Genomic DNA, 20,788 nt, shown 5'->3' with positions numbered 1-20,788 from the left:
CGTGATTGAGCAATAGCTGGCTATTGGGATTGAGCGCAACGCAGAAAGTGTAGATGTAGACCATTTGAAGATGGACAATTAATTTGTGTAATTGGTATTAGATTAAGCCCACAATTTACAAGGATTTTTATGAAAGTATCTAAAGTACTCACGGCCATCACGCTAGCACTAAGTAGCATAGCTTTTAATAGCCAAGCAGAACTTGTTGATAATGCTAAAAATTGGCAAACTTTTGAAACTGAAAATTTTCGTGTCCATTTCACCCCAGAATACCGTCAGTGGGCTTTATCAAGTGCAAGGGAAATGGAGGTTGTTCGCCAACTCATTAAAGAACAACAAGGTCGTGTTATCACAGAAAAGGTCGATGCTTATATTGTCGACCCATACAATGCCGCCAATGGTTTTGCCTTTCCTCTAAGTCATCGACCTTATATGGCTTTCTTTGCTACGCCTCCACAATCAGACACTATTATTGCTAACTCTACTGGTTGGCAACAACTATTAGTGCTGCATGAATATGTCCATCTTGTACATTTAGGGCAGAAAAGTCGGAGTAATTGGCGTAATAACCTAGCCAATTGGTATGATTTTTATGATGCTTCACAAATTAATGGTGAGCGTTGGGTAAGTGAAGGTTATGCCACTTTGTTAGAATCTAAGCTGACCGGTCGCGGTCGATTATTTAACAATCAGGTAGAAGCAATCATCCAGCAATTTGCTCGACAAGGAGCTTTGCCTAGTTATAAACAACTAAATTCGGGCGATGACAGTTTCATGTCTGGCTCAATGGCTTATCTCGTTGGTGTACGCTATTTAAAGTGGTTAGAAGAAAACTACGGTCAAGACACTCTTGATGCGGTTTGGACTCGTTGGTCTGCAGTTGAACAGCGTGACTTTGAAAGTGCTTTTAAAGGTGTTTTCCCCGATACAGCGAAAAACCTTTATCAACGTTTTGTTGCTGAATACACTTATAAAGCAATGCAACATGAAGCTCAGTTAACGGCGCAAAGTAATGAGGATAATCGTTCAAAATTATGGTTAGATTTATCCGGCTATACTAGTGATCCGAGTTTAAGTCCGCGAGGTGATTACCTTGCTATTGTCGAAACTCAAAGAACTGAGGAAGGTAATACAACCGAGTTAAATATCTATAAAACGGGTAAAAATACAAAAAGCATTGAAGAATTTACCAAAAAGTCCAAAGAATTATTAGCAGATGATCCTCTAGATATTGCGGATAAAGCGCCTAGTGTTTTTAAACGTGAAGTAGCTTATACCTTAAATCAAAGAAATAACCGCGGTATAAAGAACCCACGCTGGCTTAATCAAGATACCCTTATTTACGGTTCCAGTAGCTTAGCGAAGAAAAACAGTTACCACCAAGATCTCTTTTCTTGGCACTTACCAACAAATACAATAAAACAGCTAACAACCAGTGCAAACCTCCGTCGTTTTGATATTAGTAACGATGGCCAATATATTATTGCTGAACGCAGCCGTGTTGGGTACTCACAATTAGTAAAAGTAAGTTTAGCTCCTGAATCTTTAGGTGAAATAACGGCTGAATTGACACCACAAAGCCTTGAACAAGTTTACGATTTCCCACGACTTCGCCCGACACTTAATGACTCTCCCTCTGATAGCTTTGCTTATGTAAATTCAAGTTTAAATAATAAGTGGCAATTAAAAGTTCGCCAGCTTGATAGTGAACAAGAGCAAATAATACCTTTGCCTGAAAACTATCAATTTCTATCTTTCCCTGAATGGTCTAAGGATGGTCAATCACTGTATTTTGTTGCCGGTTTAGATAGTGCAACGCGCTTATACAAGTATGATTTTATAAATAAAGTATTATCGGCAGTGACCTCAGGAGAACAAGTCATTACTTGGCCTATGGTTAAAGGAGATAATGAATTGCTCCATATGGCTATTAACACTCAAGGGCCTGATGTTTATCAGCTTGACTTGAGTAAAGCCAATAACCAAAGAATTACAAACACCACCACAACCTCGGCAATGACGGTTAACTTAGCCGACAGTTTAAAGCTTTCTGAAGCGACTATCGCTGTTGATGAAAGTATTGGCGAACAATCAGACTATGGCATTGGTCCTCAACAAGGAACAATAACGATCGCTGAAAGTATTTATTCAGCCAGTAGCAGTATGCTTGAAGTCGGTTATAAGTCAGGTGATGTACTTTCTCGTTTTGATTGGCAAGTAAATGCTAGCCAAGATATTTTTAGCAACATTATCTCCGGTGCCTCGGGGGTAGTTCGCTGGCAAGGATGGCCAGTAAAATTACTTGCTCACGGTTATGTATTCAATTTAAAAACAGATCAACAAGATAGTGATGCGTTAAACCTAGGTAAAACAACTGAAAAAGGTCTGTTACTTGAAGCTCGCTATCCCTACAGCATAGAAACGCTCGCTATTGATGTATTTGCACAAGTGCAAGCATCACAATATGAGAACAGCCAGCATGTTGACTTTTCTAGTCTATCTTTTTCTCTCGGTATTGAACAAAACTGGTCACACGACCAACAAAGCTGGGGGATTTCACAAGCAATAAATGCTCGATTAATTTCAGCTCAAGATGACCAAGCAGAAATCAATAGCAATGATGGTAGTTATACCGGTAGTAATGGTCTAGTTAACTTAAACGCTCATATATATGGCTTTGGCCTAGGGTTTAACTACCTATGGGCACAACGTTCAGATGATGCTGGCGATATCCTCAGTTTAGGTGGCTACTCTTCAACACTAATCCAAGAAAAAGCGCATATCAATAAGCAGTTAGCACCTGAATTGGCCTTTTATCGTCAAATGGGTAATGACTATCAAGCTTATCAAGCATATATGCCATTAGGCTTTGTGGAAGTATTTTATACTCGCCACGAAATGACTGAGCGAGATATTATCGATAGTTACGGTGTTAAAGGGTCACTCAACAATGACTTTGGTTTTACTGGAATAACTAACGTAGCGATTAATTATGGAATTGCACAAGTAAATCCAGAAAATGAGAGTTCTGATACACAGGGCTGGGTAGCACTTAGTTATAAATGGTAATTAACGCTTTAATATCATGATCAATAAATAAAATCGTGTAAACATTATTAGTCATATGTATACACGATTTATGAACGCCAGAAGGCAGGAGTAAATAGAACTAGCAGCGTAAATATCTCTAAACGACCAAATAACATGGCCATGATTAATACCCACTTGCTCATATCATTAATCGAAGAAAAGTTAGCAGCAACCTCTCCTAACCCTGGGCCAAGGTTATTGATACAAGCCGCAACGGCTGTAAAAGCTGTGATGTCATCCATACCTGCTGCCAACAGCAATAACATACAAATAACAAACACCGCTGCGTAAGCAGAGAAGAAACCCCATACGGCTTCAACAATACGATCAGGTAAAACTTTTCGACCTAATTTAATACTAAAAATAGCTCTAGGATGTACGAGTTTATTTAATTCTCTAAGACCTTGTAAATAAAGTAACACTACGCGTACTACCTTCATACCACCACCAGTACTACCTGCACAGCCACCAATAAAACTAGAAAAAATAAGTAACATAGGCAATAGCGTTGGCCAATCAGCAAAAGATGTCGTTGCAAACCCAGCGGTAGTACTAATTGAAACAGATTGGAATAGTGCTTGATCTAGTGCTTGGTCAGCATCTTGATAAGTCCCTGTGCTTAATAATACGGTAAAACAAATCACAACTAGTACGATTTGAATACCAATAAAAACTTTGAACTCAGGGTCGAAGAAATAACTCTTTAGTGATCTACTCTGTACAGCAGCGTAGTGCAATGCGAAATTCACCCCTGCAATTAACAAGAAGGTGACACAAACTAAGTTAATCGCAGGGCTATTAAAATAGCCCATACTGGCATCGTGCGTTGAAAAGCCACCTATTGCAATGGTTGAAAAGGCATGACAAATAGCATCAAATCCTGACATTCCCGCAAGCCAGTATGCCAGTGCACAAGCAATAGTTAACCCTAAATAGATGTACCACAAGTGTTTTGCGGTATCGGCAATACGGGGCGTCATTTTTGAATCTTTAACTGGCCCAGGTGTTTCAGCGCGATATAGCTGCATGCCACCAATACCAAGCATAGGTAATACGGCAACAGCTAAAACAATTATCCCCATACCGCCCAACCACTGTAATTGCTGGCGATACCATAATACAGCATGCGGTAAATCATCAATGTGATTTAAAATAGTGGCACCGGTAGTCGTTAACCCTGAAAAGGATTCAAAAAAGGCATCGGTGGTGGATAAATTAGGTGTCTCTAATAACATAAGAGGAATAGCAGAAAAACTGGCTAATACTAACCAAAAGAGCACAACAATTAAAAAGCCTTCTCGGGCTTTAAGATCAGTTTTTTCAAAACGATGAGGATACCAAGCCAAAAACCCTGTGCCGATACACCATAAAAAAGCCAGAATAAAAGGTAAACCACCACCATCGCGGTAGACTAACGAAATTAATGCAGGAGGCAACATAGTCACACTAAGTAACCCAACCAACAAGCCTAGAATTCGGATAATATTTTTATATTGCACGTTTTATTTTTCTTATTCGGTTTATTATTCGAGAGCAGTTAACTGTAATTGTCCTGATGACAATGTGTGTAACTTATCTTGCATGAATACCAATTTTTCTATTGGAATAGCGAGTCGAAAAATGACTGTTTGTTGATAGTCTTGAGTGACAACTTGACCTTCAATTTGCTTAAGCAAATGCAAAACATCATCTACTTGGCTATATTGACATGCTAAGGTTTTGTGCACCATAGCTATTTTAATTTTTGACTGTAAAAGTGCTAATGCTTGGCGAACACTACCACCATATGCTCTTTGTAAACCGCCTGTACCTAATTTAGTCCCACCAAAGTATCGAACTACAATTGCACAAACATGACCGATCCCCCCACCTTGCAATGCCAATAACATAGGCTTTCCCGCAGTACCTGTTGGCTCACCATCATCAGAAAAGCCATAACCTTGACTATCTTCGGCCGCTTTCGTCAAAAAAGCATGACAATGATGACTCGCTTGCGGGTGAAGTTGCTGTAGCTCTTTTAACATAGCTTTAGCTTGTGCTATATCGTCACAAGGCCGTAAATAGCAGATGAAACGACTGCGATTAACAATGCTTTCGTCTTCAACATCATTAATCGCAATAGGGTAGGACTTAGTCACAATAAATTTTACTTCTCTGAAATAGGGTTTGTTGATCTTTCAGTTTGTAACTCTGTTGCACTTGAAAAAGATGACAATCGAGGCGCTTCATTCAATATTTGGTTGTTCCAAATGCGAATGAAGCAACAAAGAATGACGCTTTTTCAAGGCAACCCGAAGGGCTATGGCTAATTTTCAACCCAACAGCGTTTAAAATCATTAAAGTAGAGTGACTACATAGCACTCTTTTCGCTTTGTTAACTTAAAAATTAGCCTATAGCAGAGACTAAAATGAAAGGTCAACAGACCCTAGCTTAAGCCTAAATCTCTGGTCATATTTTCATTGTGTGATTGATGTACAATAATATTATCTTCAATACGAATACCACCAAAGCAGCGCATTTCATCTATATTTTGCCAATTCACTTGATCTGCATTAACTGACGCTTTTAAGTCAGCAAGCAATGAGTCGATAAAATATAAACCTGGTTCAATGGTAAATACTTGGTTTGCTTCGATCACACGTGAAGTACGTAAAAATGGATGTTCTGCTGGTGTATTTACATGGGTTCCACGTTCATCAGCCATAAAACCACCAACATCATGTACCTGTAAACCTAAATGATGGCCTAAACCATGCGGGAAGAAGGTAGAAATAATGCCTGACTCTACAGCAGTATCAGCATCAACATTGATAAAGTTAAAGTCTCGCAATACTTGGCCTATGGCTCTATGCGTTTCAATATGAAGGTCAACATAACTCACTCCTGGTTTTAATCCAGCAACAGCATTGAGCATCAACTGATCCATACGGGCAATCAATTCGGAAAATTTATCATTTTTATATGAATAGGTACGGGTAATATCTGCAGAATAACCATTAAAGTTAGCACCGGCATCAATAAGAAATGATTGATGTACTTGCGGAGTCACTTTATCCAAAGACATATAGTGTAAAATTGAACAATTTTTATTGAGGGCTACAATATTGCCGTATGGCGTGTCGTTAGTGCCGTAACCAATAGATTTAAGATAGGCCTGTTGAATATCGTACTCACTATCACCTTGTAAAAAGGCATTACGAGCTGCTTGATGCGCTTTTACTGCTAAGGCATTAGATTGGCGAAGACATTCGTGCTCATATTTACTTTTATAACCACGATGATAATGAACGTAATTAAGTAATGGCTCAGGATTAATCGCTCCAAAGCCTAATGCCGTAGCAACTTCAATATGGCTACCGATATAGGCAAAGCCTTTTTTATCATAAGGCAATAATTTATCAACTTCGCTCGCTTTAGTTAATATTTTAATATTAAAAAAATCACCCCAATAGCTCTCTGCTAAAGGTGTTACCTTGTGCCAAAAATCAACCGGCTGATAATAAATTAATGTGGGCTTATCTTCACCATTAACCACTAACCAAGAGTTTGGAATATCAATTAATGGTAGCCAATATTTAAAGTGAGGATTTACTTTAAATGGATAACAGTTATCATCAAGAAATGCCTTAACTTCTTGTCCAGAATGGATAACTAAACCTTCTAAGTTTTCACGTGAAAGTACCGATTTAGTCATCTGTTGCAATTGGGCAATATGTGCTGGGTATTGGCTAGCCAACTTAGCATTAAGTGTTGTCATGTATTCTGTCTCCGAAAAACGGCCATCAAAAAATTTAACTTATGATAGCATATCCCTCAAAAGCCACGCTATTGACAATAGAAAGCGCCATTTTAAATGTGCTAAATTTGTGCATATAACTTTGCAAAGACAAGCGCAGTTTATCTTCTAGTGTTAAGTTATTTACTTAATCACCAATACTCATATTAATGACTTGCTCAAAAATCTGACTAACCTGCCCTGGTTTATGCTGATAAATCTCTTGATACGCTAAAACGCTTTTTACATAGTTACGGGTTTCTTTAAATGGAATAGTTTCTATCCAGATATCCGCAGGCATGGCATGACTATTATTTACCCATCCTTTCACCCTATAAGGACCAGCATTATACGATGCCGTCGCAAGGACTTGATTACCTTTGTTTTTATCAAGTAATTTACGTAAGTATTTTGTGCCTAACTTAATATTGTTATCCGCATTGTATAAATACTGTCGGCTAACACTGCCTCGTTTTAACTGTTTTGCCGTTTTGGGCATAAGCTGCATTAGCCCTTTTGCTCCAACCGGTGAACGGGCATCTGTCATAAAAGAGCTTTCTCGTCTGGCGATAGCAAAAGCCCATGCTGGGTTTATTTCTTGTTTCTTAGCATGTAAGTTAATCTTCTTATCAAATGCCTTTGGAAATCGCAATTCAACATCATCCAAATAACCAACTTGTGACAAGGTGAATATTGCTCGGTCAAACCAACCATTTTCATTAGCTAGTTTTGCTGCGACTAGTTTTTCACGCTTATTGAGCTGTGTAAGCCAATAACGCCACTCTCTACGCGCTTTGACATAACGGCCTAAATAATAAAATTCAAATGCCCTCTTGGCTGAGGGGTGCAACAATATAGCGTTTTTCTCCTGACTAGTGATTGCTAATGGACTATCTTGCAAACTGACGGGGGTTTCTAGATAGCTAGCAGCCAAAAAACCATAATAATGACGTTTACTTGATAATTCGTTCATTACATCTTGGCCATGTTCTAAATCATCAGTAGCAATCAATGCCCTTGCATACCAGTACCGCCACTGTAATTTTGCTTTATACTTTTCAGGCATTGTTGCCAGTTCTTTCAATACAAGCTGCCAATTTTGCTGCTTTAAAACTTCAGTTAACTGCCACTGCATAATATTACTGTCTATATTCAGTGGGTCTAACTTTTCTAACCAGTGCCTCGCTTGTGGATGATTTTTACTTGCTAAAGCCACGGCAAACTTTGCTACTATTTGCTGGTATTGTGTTGTTGAAAAAGTGAATGTTTGCTGTGCTTTTTTAAAACTCGCTAATGCTTTATTTGGGTCGCGCCAGACTAAGCGCTTAATACCATACGTATATATTTGGCTTTCTTTTGCTGACTTTTTAATAAACTTATATTGTCTAGTCACTGTTGCAGGATCACGTCTTACTTGATGCCACAGTCGGCCTAAATACTGCTGCTCTTTTGGCAGTAAATTAGTTAAATAAGGAATTAAGGTATGCTTTCCGCCATTTGCAGCTAACGCTATACGTTGCCATACAATTTTATCTGTTCTATAACCCGCTTGTTGCCACTGTTTAATTATCGGATCACAAACTTTATCTAAGGATTTACCCACTAACCATAACTTTGTCACTTGGGGTAACACTACGCTTGCCGGTAAACCTGCTTTTAGTGAAAAATTCAATTTGTGACAAGTAAGTACTTCATTACGCGTATTTTGATGAAACTCTAGAAAAAGTGTGCCTTCATTTTTTTTGGCTAAAAACGTTAACCATGCTTTTCGTAGGGGCCAGTCTAATGGCGAATGCTGATATTTTTCTAAAAATTCAGCAATTTCTCCCGCTGAAGATAACTGCATGTTTTCCATTAGACTGCGCTGATCTAAGTACGGCTGTAGAGGGTAATAATACAACTGGTTATAAAGGCTTTGATATTGTTGAGAATTACTTTTTCCTAATAGCTTTTCAGCTTTTAAGAATATTCGTTGTTGTCCAACATCTGTCAATATTTGCAAACTATCATTTGCTTGCGAAATATTAATTGATGTAAACGTGCAAGCAGACAGTAATATAACCTTTAGAATACTTTTCACTGGTACCTCTGGAGTCGGTAATAAAAATATTGGGGAGATAACCTATTTAGTTATTTCGATAAATTGAGTATAGCTGAAGCCACTTTTTTATACGTTGATCTCGCTTTATTTCTTATGTTGAAATACCTAAACAAGGTATAATTATTTATAAATCAATCTTGCTAATGTACATGTAATGACTACTACTATTTTTCAACAAACTGATCATATTTTAGATGCCATAGGCCTACGTTGTCCTGAGCCTGTAATGATGGTTCGTATGAATATAAGAAAAATTTCTTCCGGTGAAACGTTATTAATAAAATGTGATGATCCCTCTACCGCTCGAGACATCCCGAGTTTCTGCCGCTTTATGGAGCACGAACTATTGGCTAAGCAAACAGAAACGCTACCTTTTTTATACGTTATTAAAAAGAACTAACAAGTTGTAAGAAAGTATTTATCCACGGAACTTTCACTTTATTGTATTGCCTTATATTTATCAGCTAGCGATAGCTATTACACATGGAGCAATACCTTATGACCGATTCTAGTAATAATAAATTCATTTTCTTTTTACATAGTAACAAAAAGTTTCTTCTTTTTATCCTATTGATGTCAGTTTTTCGTAGCGCTGTTGCCGACTGGTACTCTGTCCCTACCGGGTCGATGCAACCCACCATTCACGAAGGTGATCGTGTTGTCGTTAATAAAATAGCCTATGACGTACGTTTGCCTTTTACCGATATAATGTTACTTTCCCTTGATACACCTAAACGGGGTGAGATTGTCGTGTTTGAATCTAAAGCAGCTGATATTAGATTGATTAAACGTATCATTGGCTTACCTGGCGATATCATTGAAATGAATAATGAAGTTGTTAAAGTTAACGGACAGCCATTATCTTACAAGATTGTGCATCCGCATATTAATCAAAATAATTCCAAAGGCATCACCACATCGATAGAAAAAATAGGAAATATTAAACACCACATCAACATCGATAGTACCGCAAGTAACCAGCTCAGTAATTTTCCCCCCGTAACCGTTCCTTCGGGTCATTATTTGGTATTAGGTGATAACCGCCGACACAGTGCAGATTCACGTGTTTATGGCTTTGTCCCACACCATGAGTTACGAGGAAAAGCCACCGCAATTGCGTTTTCTATTGATTACAATAATTATTATCTGCCTCGCTCAGACCGATTATTCCAAGATATTTATGGTATCTAGGAATTATTCTCCTTTACTCATAAAAAATCCCCAGTACCTTGAGGGTACTGAGGATTAACATGGTAACTTTTCAGAAACAACTATGCTGGCATTTTTACTTTTTTCAACATAAAAAATAACTCATCTTTTAGCTTAAGTCTTTGCTTCTTTTTACCTTCTAGATATTCATCACTGGTGTTTTCGACACCTTGCTCAATTCGGTTAACTTCGTGATCAACTTCATGATATTCATTAAAAAGTCTCAAAAAGTGATTATCATTTAATTTTAAGTGATGTATCTCGTCCTTTAGATCTGGAAATTCGTGGTGTAAATCATGTTTTTCTAATGTCATATTTTGCTCCAAAAGTTATTGTTAATATTTTATTAAATAGCGCACTTAATACATTTGGTCGTATAAGGTAATGCCGACAATCTATCAGGGTTAATGGGGTCGTCACACTCAACACAACTGCCGTATAAGCCATCTGTTATTCGTTTTAATGCTGATTTTACTAGACTTAACTCTAGCTTTGCCTCGTGATGAATTTCATCAAGCACACCATCATTTTCAGTTTCAGTTGCTTGCTCAGAAAAATCTTGTGATCTACCTTTATGAAAATCAGCTTCTATCGCACTAATTCGCTTTGTTAACTGTACTAATTTATTTTCTAATAATGTCGTTATTTCTTGGCTTGGCATAACCAGCTCCTTATTGGTCGGTATTTATATATACCCAAGCCACTTGAAGATGTGTGTTTCAGGATGCTTGAGCAATTCATGATCAAGGCGCCTCATTTTATTAAGGGTTATTCCCTTAAAAAAGGAGGCAACGAAGAACATGGTTTTCTCAAACACCCCCGTAGTGCTGCTTTATAAACGCTTTAAGCAACGTTATTGATGTCGACAATAGAATAAACTATTCTCTTCAATCAATGCCTTGCCTATAGGCATTTATAATTCCAGCTGAAATCTGCATCTTCAAGTAGCTTGGGTATTTACCCTTACATTCACCTTACGCCTATTTATGTTCTTGTTGTTGATCTAGCTCAAATTTTGCATGTCATTTATTAAATTTATATCACTTGAATTTTAGGCATAAAAAAAGGCCATGTTGCCATGACCTTTTTGTTTTTTTACTATCTTATTATTTACTGCAAGACAGATATATCCGCGATTGCAAAGAAGCTATTTCTAATTTCATTGAGTAATGTTAATCGGTTTATCTTAACCGCTTCATCATCACTCATCACCATAACACCATCAAAGAAGGTATCTATCGGTGCTTTAAGCTGAGCTAATTCAGATAGAGCTTCTTGGTAATTCTTATCAGCCATTAATGGCGCAACTTTCAAGCTTATTTCTTGGTAGATATTAGCTAAATCACGTTCCGCTTGCTCTGATGCTAAATCAGTATTAAACGATTGGTAAAGTTCCCCATCGAATTTTGCCAAGATATTACCAACACGCTTATTGGCAGCAGCAAGTGCTGCAGCCTCAGGTAATTCACCAAAGAAAGTTACGGCTTTAATACGCTTTTCAAAATCAAGTGGTGAACTTGGCTTTTTAGCCAATACCGCTTGGATTACATCAACACTAATACCCTGTTCTTGATAAAAAGCACGAAAACGACCCATAATAAATTCAAGTACGTCATTGGCAGTATTTTCGTTAACTAACTTATCGCCAAATAATTCAATACTTTTATTAATTAAAGTGGATAGGTCTAAATCGAGCTGTTTTTCAATTATGATACGAATACTACCAATGGCAGCTCTTCGTAACGCAAACGGGTCTTTATCACCCTTAGGAGCCTGATTAATACCAAAAATACCCACTAAGCTATCAATCTTGTCACTAATAGCTACGGCACAGCCAATATTAGCTTCTGGTAAAGAATCGCCTGCAAAACGTGGACGATATTGATCTTCCAATGCTTGTGCAATATTTTCATTTTCACCATCATGTAATGCGTAGTACTTACCCATAGTGCCTTGCACTTGTGGGAACTCTAAAACCATATCTGACATTAAATCCGTTTTACTAAGTAAGCCTGCGCGATAAGCATCTTGCGCATTCTCGTTTAATTGTTCGGCAATGAATTGAGATAATGAGGCAATACGCTCTGATTTAGCTTTTAATGTACCTAGTTGTTTTTGGAACAACACAGACTCAAGACTTTCAAGTCTTGACTCTAAACTCTGTTTTTTATCCGTTTTAAAGAAAAATTCAGCATCCGCTAAACGAGGACGAATAACCTTTTCATTACCGAAAATAACAGTATTTGGATCTTTAGATTCAATATTGGTAACAAAGATGAATTTATTAACTAATTGACCTTTTTTATCAGTTACCGGAAAATACTTCTGATGATCTTTCATCGAGTAGATTAATGGCTCTGCTGGAACATTTAAGAAGTCTTCATCAAAGGTTCCAACTAGCGTAACTGGCCATTCAACTAAGGCAGTAACTTCGTTAAGTAACTCTTCATCTATTAAAGCAACGGCGTTAATATCATTAGCAACTTGTTTTATTTGAGCAACAATTTTGCTTTGTCTTTCATTAAAGTCTACTTCTACGTAAGCTTTAGCTAATTCAGCCTGGTAATCATTAGCGTGATTAATTGTCACTAAACCCTCATGATGAAAGCGATGACCTTGTACTTGATTACTTGAGCTAACACCAAGGGCTTCTCCTGCAATCACATCACTACCAAAAAGCATAGTTAATGTATGTACCGGACGAATAAACTGAATACGTTCAGCTCCCCAACGCATAGGCTTGGCAATTGGCAGTTTATTTAATGCTGTCGTTACCATAGCAGGTATCAATTCAGTAACAGCTTTACCCGTTACTGTGGCACGATGAAGTAACCATTCACCTTTGTCGGTAACTAAACGTTCAGCTTGATCAACATCTATACCATTCGATCGAGCCCAGCCCTGTGCCGCTTTACTAGCATTACCCGCCTCGTCAAATGCAACATTAACTGCTGGACCGCGTTTTTCTACTGTTTTGTTTTCTTGTTTATCAACTAAATCAAAAACTTGAATAGCAAAACGACGAGGTGTAGCAAACCATTTTATGTCGCTATACGTTAAATTATGGCTATCAAGTTGGCTTTTCATATTGTCATAAAAAGCAGTTGCCAATGTTTTTAATGATTTAGGTGGTAACTCTTCAGTACCAAGCTCAATAAGGAGTGTTTCCGTAGTCATTATTTATCTCCTTTAGCTAATTTTTCATTAGTATTAGCTTCATTATTCTTACACATTGGGAAACCAAGCTCTTCACGTTTTTGGTAATAAGCTTCTGCAACAGCCTTAGATAAAGTACGTACACGTAAAATATAACGTTGGCGTTCAGTTACTGATATTGCATGACGAGCATCAAGTAAGTTAAAAGCATGTGATGCTTTCATTACTTGCTCGTAAGCAGGTAATGGTAAGTTGGCTTCAATCAGTTTTTGACTATCTTTTTCACATTGATCAAATTGCTTAAATAACGCATCTACATCTGCGTGTTCAAAATTATAAGTAGATTGCTCTACTTCATTTTGATGGAAAATATCTCGGTAATGAACAGTCCCTAACGGACCATCAGTCCAGACTAGGTCATAAATGCTATCCACATTTTGGATATACATTGCTAAGCGCTCTAATCCGTAAGTTATTTCACCGGTGACAGGCGTACATTCTAAACCACCTACTTGTTGGAAGTAGGTAAATTGAGAGATCTCCATACCATTTAGCCAAATTTCCCAGCCTAAGCCCCAAGCACCTAATGTTGGTGACTCCCAGTTATCTTCAACAAAACGTATATCATGAACAAGTGGGTCCACACCTAACTCTTTTAAAGAATTAAGATAAAGTTCCTGAAAGTTCTTAGGGGACGGCTTTAACATTACTTGAAATTGATAATAATGCTGTAAGCGATTTGGGTTATCACCATAACGACCATCCGTAGGACGACGGCAAGGCTGTACATAAGCACTGCTAATCGGCTCTGGGCCAATTGAGCGTAAAAAAGTCATAGGGTGGAATGTACCTGCCCCAACTTCCATATCAAGAGGCTGTACTAGTGCACAACCTTGACGTGACCAATAATCTTGCAATTGCAAAATTAAGCCTTGAAAAGTTTTACTATTGTAAGTTGTCATGGTGTTCAAATTCACTTTTGTATTATTTAACTGAGCAAAGAATACTTTCTGAAAAATACTTCGGTATTCTTTACCATATTATTCGGCTTATTAATTATAACCATTTTTAGAGTACTTATTCTACAAAAATGCCCGGATATGAAGACCGGGCATTTTATTTAACGATTAATAATCACTATATATCAAGGTTTGAAACTTTTAAGGCATTATCTTCGATAAACTTTCTACGTGGTTCAACATGGTCACCCATTAAGGTAGTGAATAGTTGATCCGCTGCGATAGCATCTTCAATAGTTACTTGTAACATACGTCGTGTTTCAGGATCCATAGTCGTTTCCCAAAGCTGCTCAGGGTTCATTTCACCTAGCCCTTTATAACGCTGTATGTATTGACCACGTTTCGATTCTGCCATCAACCACTCTAACGCATCTTCAAAGTTAGTTACTGGGTTAACTTTATCACCACGTTTAACGTAAGCACCTTCTTCCATCAAGTCATTAATTGCAGTATTTAATGCCATAATTGATAAGAATTCTTTTGATTGTATAAACTCATAACTACAATGATATTCTTTATCAATACCATGCTTTCTTACAATAAAGTTAGGAAAATAAATATTACGTTCTTGGTTATGTTTCACTTCAATTTTATAGATTGAACCATTACCATCTTGATTTTCAAGCTGAGTAATTAAATCTTTTGCCCAATCATTCACTTTAGCTTCATCTGTAAAGTCATCAGCAGTGATAGTACTGCTATAAAGCATTTTCTCTAGGATATCCGCTGGAATCTGTCTAGATAGGCGTTTAATGATATCCATAGTATTACGGAATTGATTTACTAATTGCTCTAAAGCAGCACCTGTTATTGCAGGTGCATCTTCATTCACATGAATAGAGGCATTATCAAGCGCAAGTGTTGTTAAGTATTCTGTTAAGCCATCATCATCTTTAATGTAGCGCTCTTGCTTACCTTTCTTTACTTTGTAAAGTGGCGGCTGTGCGATAAAGATATGTCCACGTTCCATAATTTCTGGCATTTGACGATAGAAGAAAGTCAATAATAAGGTACGGATGTGAGACCCATCAACATCGGCATCGGTCATGATAATGATGCTGTGGTAACGAAGTTTTTCAGGGTTATATTCATCACGACCAATACCACAACCTAATGCAGTAATTAGCGTGCCAACTTCCTGAGAAGATATCATCTTATCAAATCGAGCTTTCTCAACATTAAGAATTTTACCTTTTAACGGTAATATAGCTTGGTTTTTACGATTCCGTCCCTGCTTGGCTGAACCACCAGCAGAGTCTCCTTCCACAATATATATTTCAGATAACGCAGGATCTTTTTCCTGACAATCTGCTAATTTACCAGGTAAACCGGCAATATCTAATACACCTTTACGGCGAGTCATTTCACGTGCTTTACGGGCAGCTTCACGAGCTCGAGCAGCATCAACTATCTTCATGATGATGGTACGTGCTATCGATGGGTTTTCTAATAGGTATTCACCTAGCTTTTCACCCATAGCTTGTTCAACTGCAGTTTTTACTTCAGACGAAACAAGTTTATCTTTTGTTTGTGATGAGAACTTAGGATCAGGAACTTTAACCGATATAACAGCAGTTAATCCCTCACGAGCATCATCACCAGTAGCACTCGTTTCTGTAGCGCCACCCTTCTTAGTCTTATTCAAACCCTCTTTGGTCATATAAGAGTTCAGTGTTCTTGTTAGTGCTGTTCTAAAACCACTTAAATGAGTACCACCATCACGCTGTGGAATATTATTAGTGAAACAGAAGATATTCTCTTGGAAACCATCATTCCACTGCATTGCTACTTCAACCACAATGCCATCTTCACGCTCTAGATCAAAATAGAATATTTCTTCATTTACGGCTGTTTTATTGGTATTCAAATAATCAACAAACGCTTGAATTCCGCCATCATACTGGAAGTGATCTTCTTTACCTTCTTCACGTTCATCAATTAATCGAATTGATACGCCAGAGTTCAAGAATGATAATTCACGAATTCGTTTTACTAATATTTCATAGTGAAATAAAACATCAGTAAAGGTATCAGTACTTGGCCAGAATCGAACTTCAGTACCTGTTTTATCACTTACGCCAACTTCAGCTAGCGGAGCTTCAGCTACACCGATATGATAAAACTGTTCAAACAATTTACCATCACGGCGAATGTTTAACTTAAGTTTTTCACTTAACGCATTAACTACTGAAATACCAACACCGTGTAAACCACCAGATACTTTATAACCCGAGTCTTCACCACCAAACTTACCACCGGCATGTAGAACTGTCATAATAACTTCAGCAGCAGATATACCTTCTTCAGGATGAATTTCAGTGGGTATACCCCGGCCATCATCCTGCACTGACACTGAACCATCTAAATGGATAGTTACTATAATATCAGAACAATGTCCTGCCAATGCTTCATCGATTGAGTTATCTAGTACCTCAAAAACCATATGATGTAAACCAGTGCCATCATCCGTGTCACCGATATACATACCAGGTCTTTTTCGTACTGCATCAAGTCCTTTTAGTACCTTAATACTGGCCGAGCTATATTCATTTTCTACTGTCATAGTTTTTGCCTACTCAATCTTAACTGAATTATTCACAGGTAATATACCACCATGTTTCACGTGAAACATGTGATATTTATTTTTACTACTCTCTTTATTAGTAACTGAATCATTATTAATAAAAGGTTGTAATACACCCTCTTCTATTGCCGTAATAATTACTTGGCAATCCAAAACACTTAAAGCCGTTGACAAAGATTCTCTAGAATTAGCATCTAATTCAGCACCTATGTCGTCAATAAGTAAAATTGGTTTTACTCGATTAACTCTTGCAATCAATTTAGCCTGTGCAAATGTTAATGCCAGTAAAAACAACTTTTGTTGTCCCCTAGAAAGCTGACTTTCTAATGCCTGCTTTGCGATGAGAAATTTCACATCAAATTTGTGCGCTCCATAAATACTATAACCAAAAGCTTGTTCTCTTTCATGGCTATCACTTAACGCATCAATTAAATTCTTCTTTTGTGGCCAACCCTGCAAATATTGAACAGTAACTTTATCAGCAATACTAGGTAATAAAAGTTCTAGCCAAAAAGGTAGCTCCGCAATTAAGTTAGTTATATATTCATTTCTAACTTCAGCAACGTCTTCCGAAAGTTGGCAAAACAGACTGGTCCAGTAATCAAATGTCGCTTTATCTAAATTATGTCTAATGCAAGCATTACGTTGTTTTAGTACTCTGTTGAATTCGCGCCACTGTTTAGATGAATCATGTTTCACGTGAAACATACCTAATTCAACAAAACGACGACGTTCTTTCGGTCCACCAAAAAAAAGTTTAAAACTTTCAGGAGTGACTATTTGTACTGCTATATTCTTGGCTAACTCAGATAAACGAGCATGACGCTCTCCATTAATTTTAATGAGCGTAACACCTGTGTGCAAATGTTTACTTAAGCCTAGTTGTAAATTGTTTACATCCTTAACACTAACAACAAAATTATCAGTTTCATAACTTGCAAGATGCTCTACTTTACTCGTGCGAAATGATTTCCCATGACCCAAAAAAAATATAGCTTCAAGTAAGCTACTTTTTCCGCTGCCATTATCACCAACGAAAAAATTAAGTTTAGGGTGTAAGTCTATAGCAACAGATAATAAATTTCTAAAATTATACGTAGTAAGCCTAGCAACACTCATCAGTAAAAAAAACACCTATTCACTAAAATATATAATCTATAAACGCATCGGCATAACAACATAAAGCGCTTCACCGTTGTTACTACCTTCTATTACTACACTACTGTTTGCATCCGCTAAAGTAAATTTAACATTTTCGTCTTTGATAGCACTTAATACATCAAGTACATAACTAACGTTAAAGCCAATCTCTAGATCACCATAAGGAAAATTAATTTCAATTTCTTCCTCTGCTTGTTCTTGCTCTGGGTTATTGGCCGTAATTTTCAAATTAGTATTTGAGAAGTTTAAACGAACACCTTTAAATTTATCATTAGATAAAATTGAGGCACGTGATAAAACCTGGCGAAGTGCATCTTTGTTAGTTTCAAAAACCTTATCGCCATTTCTCGGTAATACTCTTCTGTAATCAGGGAATCGACCGTCGACCAATTTACTGGTGAAGGAGAACTCACTATCAATAATGCGAATGTGATTAGAGCCTAAAAACACTTGCACTGTTTCATCAACAGGAGCAAGTAGACGAATTATTTCAAGTATACCTTTACGCGGAACAATAACTTGTCTAGCTGGTAATGCTAAAGTTTCATTTGAAATCTTACAAATAGCCAGACGATGACCATCCGTAGCCACTGAACGAATTTCATTACCTTCACTTTCAATAGACATTCCGTTTAAGTAATAACGAACATCTTGGTTAGCCATCGAGAAATGAGTGCTTTCAATTAAACGTAAAAATTCAGATTTCAAAAGCTGAAATTCAACATCTCCTTTCCATTCTTCAATATTTGGAAAATCGACAGCTGGTAACGTAGAAAGTAAATATTTACTACGACCTGAAGATAACTTAATAGTTTCATCTATTACTTCAAAAGAAATTAAAGAACCATCTGGTAGACTTTTACATATATCTAATAATTTACGAGCCGGAATAGTGATCTTACCATCGTCTCCTTGATTCTGAATTTCAGCATAAGCAACCATCTCGAGTTCTAAATCCGTGGCTGTCAAAGTAAGTGACTGACCACTAACTTCAAAAAGTATATTACTTAAAATTGGCAACGTACTCTTACGTTCTACTGCGCCAGAAACCAATAATAATGGTTTAAGTAATAATTCCCTATTCAGTGAAAACTTCATTTTGGTACCTGCTTAAGTGCTGTTTTTATTTTTAATAATTAAGATGAAAGTGTTCTGATTAAATTTGAATAATCTTCTTTAATATCATGCGTTTCTTCACGTAAGGACTTAACTTTACGGCAGGCATGTAAAACCGTTGTATGATCTCGACCACCAAATGCATCACCAATTTCAGGCAAGCTGTGGTTGGTTAACTCTTTAGATAATGCCATGGCAATTTGGCGAGGTCGAGCAACAGAGCGATTTCGTCGTTTTGATAACAAGTCTGCTATTTTAATTTTATAATATTCGGCAACAGTTCGTTGGATATTATCTATAGTAACGAGTTTATCTTGTAAGGCGAGTAAATCTCGTAAAGCTTCACGGACGAAGTCAATGGTAATAGCACGACCCGTAAAATTGGCATTAGCGATAACACGATTTAAAGCCCCTTCCAATTCACGAACATTAGATCGAAGACGTTTGGCAATAAAAAAGGCAACTTCATCAGCCAAATTAATCTGACTTTCTTGTGCTTTGCGTTTTAATATAGCAACCCGCGTTTCAAGCTCTGGTGGTTCTATTGCTAAAGTTAAGCCCCAGCCAAATCGAGATTTTAATCTATCATCTACACCATTAATTTCTTTTGGATATCGATCACTGGTCAATATAACCTGCTGATTTCCTTCAAGTAAGGCGTTAAAAGTGTGAAAAAACTCTTCTTGAGTTCGTTCTTTACCAGCAAAAAATTGGATATCATCAATAAGTAATGCGTCAACACTACGATAGTATTGCTTAAACTTTTCCATCGCATTATTTTGTAATGCTCTAACCATATCTTGCACAAATCTCTCTGAATGCATATAAGCAATTTTAGCATTGGGTTTATTGAGCAAAATCCCATTACCGACAGCATGTAATAAATGCGTCTTACCTAAACCGGTACCACCATAAATAAATAAAGGGTTGTAAGCAGTACCCGGATTATCTGCAACTTGCGAAGCCGCAGCTCGAGCAAGTTGATTAGATTTACCCTCAACGAAATTTTCGAAAGTGTAATTTAGGCGTACATTGGTTTTCTTCGGAATATTACTTTCTGGCTCAGCAACTTTGGGCGCTGAAGTGGCTTTGGCAAATAGCGATTCATTGCCACCAGTATTTCTAGTCATTGAACTATTGGTAATGGAATTTTCAATAGTCGGTTTACTACCAACATCAAAACGAAGTAATAATGGATTATTTGATTCGTTAATTGTAAGAAGTTCATTTATACGATTTACATATTTGTCTCTAACCCAATCTAAAACAAAGCGATTAGGAGCATAAAGCGTCATAACATTATCATTTATAACGCATTGTAAGGGTCGGATCCACATACTAAATTGCTGAGCAGGCAATTCTTCTTGTAGAACAGATAGGCATCTTTGCCAAGGGGAATGATCCAACCAAAACTCCAGTAGTAACTAGGTTATTATTTTTCTGAACGCTATTATCTATTGAGTTATCCACAAGTGCAATATTGACTTTTAACTATTATAATTGTTTTTTAATTACATAAAGTTAACCTATTGTTAAACTTATATAAAACTAAAGAATATTAACAAAAAAAAGTATA

General features: G+C 37.2%; 15 protein-coding genes. 3 read left to right on the top strand and 12 right to left on the bottom strand.

All coding sequences use genetic code 11. The features are described from left to right. The first annotated feature begins 129 nt into the window (after positions 1-129). Positions 130-3,069 carry a TolB family protein gene (locus ESZ36_RS05530; RefSeq protein WP_146784654.1) on the top strand — a complete coding sequence of 980 codons (2,940 nt, stop codon included), beginning with the start codon at positions 130-132 and terminating at the stop codon, positions 3,067-3,069. A 68-nt stretch (positions 3,070-3,137) separates the two neighbouring features. Here ESZ36_RS05530 and ESZ36_RS05525 read toward each other — a convergent pair whose 3' ends face one another. From ESZ36_RS05525 to ESZ36_RS05510, 4 genes are all read right to left on the bottom strand, one after another. Further along, positions 3,138-4,589 carry a TrkH family potassium uptake protein gene (locus ESZ36_RS05525; RefSeq protein ID WP_146784633.1) on the bottom strand — a complete coding sequence of 484 codons (1,452 nt, stop codon included), beginning with the start codon at positions 4,587-4,589 and terminating at the stop codon, positions 3,138-3,140. A 24-nt stretch (positions 4,590-4,613) separates the two neighbouring features. Beyond that, positions 4,614-5,228: a YigZ family protein gene (locus ESZ36_RS05520; RefSeq protein ID WP_146784630.1), complete on the bottom strand. Its 615-nt coding sequence runs from the start codon at positions 5,226-5,228 to the stop codon at positions 4,614-4,616. 288 nt (positions 5,229-5,516) lie between these two features. Next, entirely contained in the window at positions 5,517-6,848 is a 1,332-nt protein-coding gene (pepQ, locus tag ESZ36_RS05515) for a Xaa-Pro dipeptidase (RefSeq protein WP_146784627.1), read from the bottom strand. A gap of 166 nt (positions 6,849-7,014) precedes the next feature. Beyond that, positions 7,015-8,946, bottom strand: coding sequence for a transglycosylase SLT domain-containing protein (locus tag ESZ36_RS05510; RefSeq protein ID WP_146784624.1), 1,932 nt, complete (start codon positions 8,944-8,946; stop codon positions 7,015-7,017). A gap of 175 nt (positions 8,947-9,121) precedes the next feature. Between ESZ36_RS05510 and tusA the strand changes: the two genes are divergently transcribed. Then, positions 9,122-9,367 carry a sulfurtransferase TusA gene (gene tusA / locus ESZ36_RS05505; protein ID WP_146784620.1) on the top strand — a complete coding sequence of 82 codons (246 nt, stop codon included), beginning with the start codon at positions 9,122-9,124 and terminating at the stop codon, positions 9,365-9,367. Positions 9,368-9,465: 98 nt separating this feature from the next. Further along, the gene (lepB, locus tag ESZ36_RS05500; RefSeq protein WP_146784617.1) at positions 9,466-10,158 is read left to right on the top strand and encodes a signal peptidase I; all 693 of its coding nucleotides are present in this window, start codon (positions 9,466-9,468) and stop codon (positions 10,156-10,158) included. An 80-nt stretch (positions 10,159-10,238) separates the two neighbouring features. Here lepB and ESZ36_RS05495 read toward each other — a convergent pair whose 3' ends face one another. The 8 genes from ESZ36_RS05495 to dnaA all read right to left on the bottom strand — a co-directional run bounded on the left by ESZ36_RS05495 (position 10,239) and on the right by dnaA (position 20,618). Beyond that, the gene (locus tag ESZ36_RS05495; protein WP_146784614.1) at positions 10,239-10,490 is read right to left on the bottom strand and encodes an HP1242/YdcH family protein; all 252 of its coding nucleotides are present in this window, start codon (positions 10,488-10,490) and stop codon (positions 10,239-10,241) included. A 32-nt stretch (positions 10,491-10,522) separates the two neighbouring features. Next, entirely contained in the window at positions 10,523-10,837 is a 315-nt protein-coding gene (locus ESZ36_RS05490; RefSeq protein WP_146784611.1) for a TraR/DksA family transcriptional regulator, read from the bottom strand. 449 nt (positions 10,838-11,286) lie between these two features. After that, on the bottom strand, positions 11,287-13,353 hold the full coding sequence (gene glyS, locus ESZ36_RS05485) for a glycine--tRNA ligase subunit beta (protein ID WP_146784609.1): 2,067 nt from the start codon (positions 13,351-13,353) through the stop codon (positions 11,287-11,289). Beyond that, positions 13,353-14,294 carry a glycine--tRNA ligase subunit alpha gene (glyQ, locus tag ESZ36_RS05480; RefSeq protein ID WP_146784606.1) on the bottom strand — a complete coding sequence of 314 codons (942 nt, stop codon included), beginning with the start codon at positions 14,292-14,294 and terminating at the stop codon, positions 13,353-13,355. The genes glyS and glyQ overlap by 1 nt, the downstream gene beginning before the upstream one ends. A 175-nt stretch (positions 14,295-14,469) precedes the next feature. Next, positions 14,470-16,914 (bottom strand): DNA topoisomerase (ATP-hydrolyzing) subunit B, encoded by a 2,445-nt coding sequence (gyrB, locus tag ESZ36_RS05475; RefSeq protein ID WP_146784603.1) that lies wholly within the window; start codon positions 16,912-16,914, stop codon positions 14,470-14,472. Between the two features lie 9 nt (positions 16,915-16,923). Beyond that, positions 16,924-18,054, bottom strand: a complete 1,131-nt coding sequence (recF, locus tag ESZ36_RS05470) for a DNA replication/repair protein RecF (RefSeq protein ID WP_146784599.1) — start codon at positions 18,052-18,054, stop codon at positions 16,924-16,926. A gap of 36 nt (positions 18,055-18,090) precedes the next feature. Continuing rightward, entirely contained in the window at positions 18,091-19,194 is a 1,104-nt protein-coding gene (dnaN, locus tag ESZ36_RS05465; RefSeq protein WP_146784596.1) for a DNA polymerase III subunit beta, read from the bottom strand. Positions 19,195-19,232: 38 nt separating this feature from the next. Then, positions 19,233-20,618 carry a chromosomal replication initiator protein DnaA gene (gene dnaA, locus ESZ36_RS05460; protein WP_146784593.1) on the bottom strand — a complete coding sequence of 462 codons (1,386 nt, stop codon included), beginning with the start codon at positions 20,616-20,618 and terminating at the stop codon, positions 19,233-19,235. Positions 20,619-20,788: the final 170 nt, after the last annotated feature.

This window comes from Colwellia demingiae (assembly GCF_007954275.1).
Taxonomy (GTDB): Bacteria; Pseudomonadota; Gammaproteobacteria; order Enterobacterales; family Alteromonadaceae; genus Colwellia; species Colwellia demingiae.
The sequence above is the reverse complement of the archived record's forward strand: the minus strand, read 5'-3'. Positions and strand labels throughout refer to the sequence as shown.

Coding starts and splice junctions, on each gene's coding strand:
- ESZ36_RS05530 (WP_146784654.1), top strand. CDS start 130: ATGAAAGTATCTAAAGTACTCACGGCCATCACGCTAGCACTAAGTAGC.
- pepQ (WP_146784627.1), bottom strand. CDS start 6,848: ATGACAACACTTAATGCTAAGTTGGCTAGCCAATACCCAGCACATATT.
- tusA (WP_146784620.1), top strand. CDS start 9,122: ATGACTACTACTATTTTTCAACAAACTGATCATATTTTAGATGCCATA.
- lepB (WP_146784617.1), top strand. CDS start 9,466: ATGACCGATTCTAGTAATAATAAATTCATTTTCTTTTTACATAGTAAC.
- ESZ36_RS05495 (WP_146784614.1), bottom strand. CDS start 10,490: ATGACATTAGAAAAACATGATTTACACCACGAATTTCCAGATCTAAAG.
- ESZ36_RS05490 (WP_146784611.1), bottom strand. CDS start 10,837: ATGCCAAGCCAAGAAATAACGACATTATTAGAAAATAAATTAGTACAG.
- glyS (WP_146784609.1), bottom strand. CDS start 13,353: ATGACTACGGAAACACTCCTTATTGAGCTTGGTACTGAAGAGTTACCA.
- glyQ (WP_146784606.1), bottom strand. CDS start 14,294: ATGACAACTTACAATAGTAAAACTTTTCAAGGCTTAATTTTGCAATTG.
- gyrB (WP_146784603.1), bottom strand. CDS start 16,914: ATGACAGTAGAAAATGAATATAGCTCGGCCAGTATTAAGGTACTAAAA.
- recF (WP_146784599.1), bottom strand. CDS start 18,054: ATGAGTGTTGCTAGGCTTACTACGTATAATTTTAGAAATTTATTATCT.
- dnaN (WP_146784596.1), bottom strand. CDS start 19,194: ATGAAGTTTTCACTGAATAGGGAATTATTACTTAAACCATTATTATTG.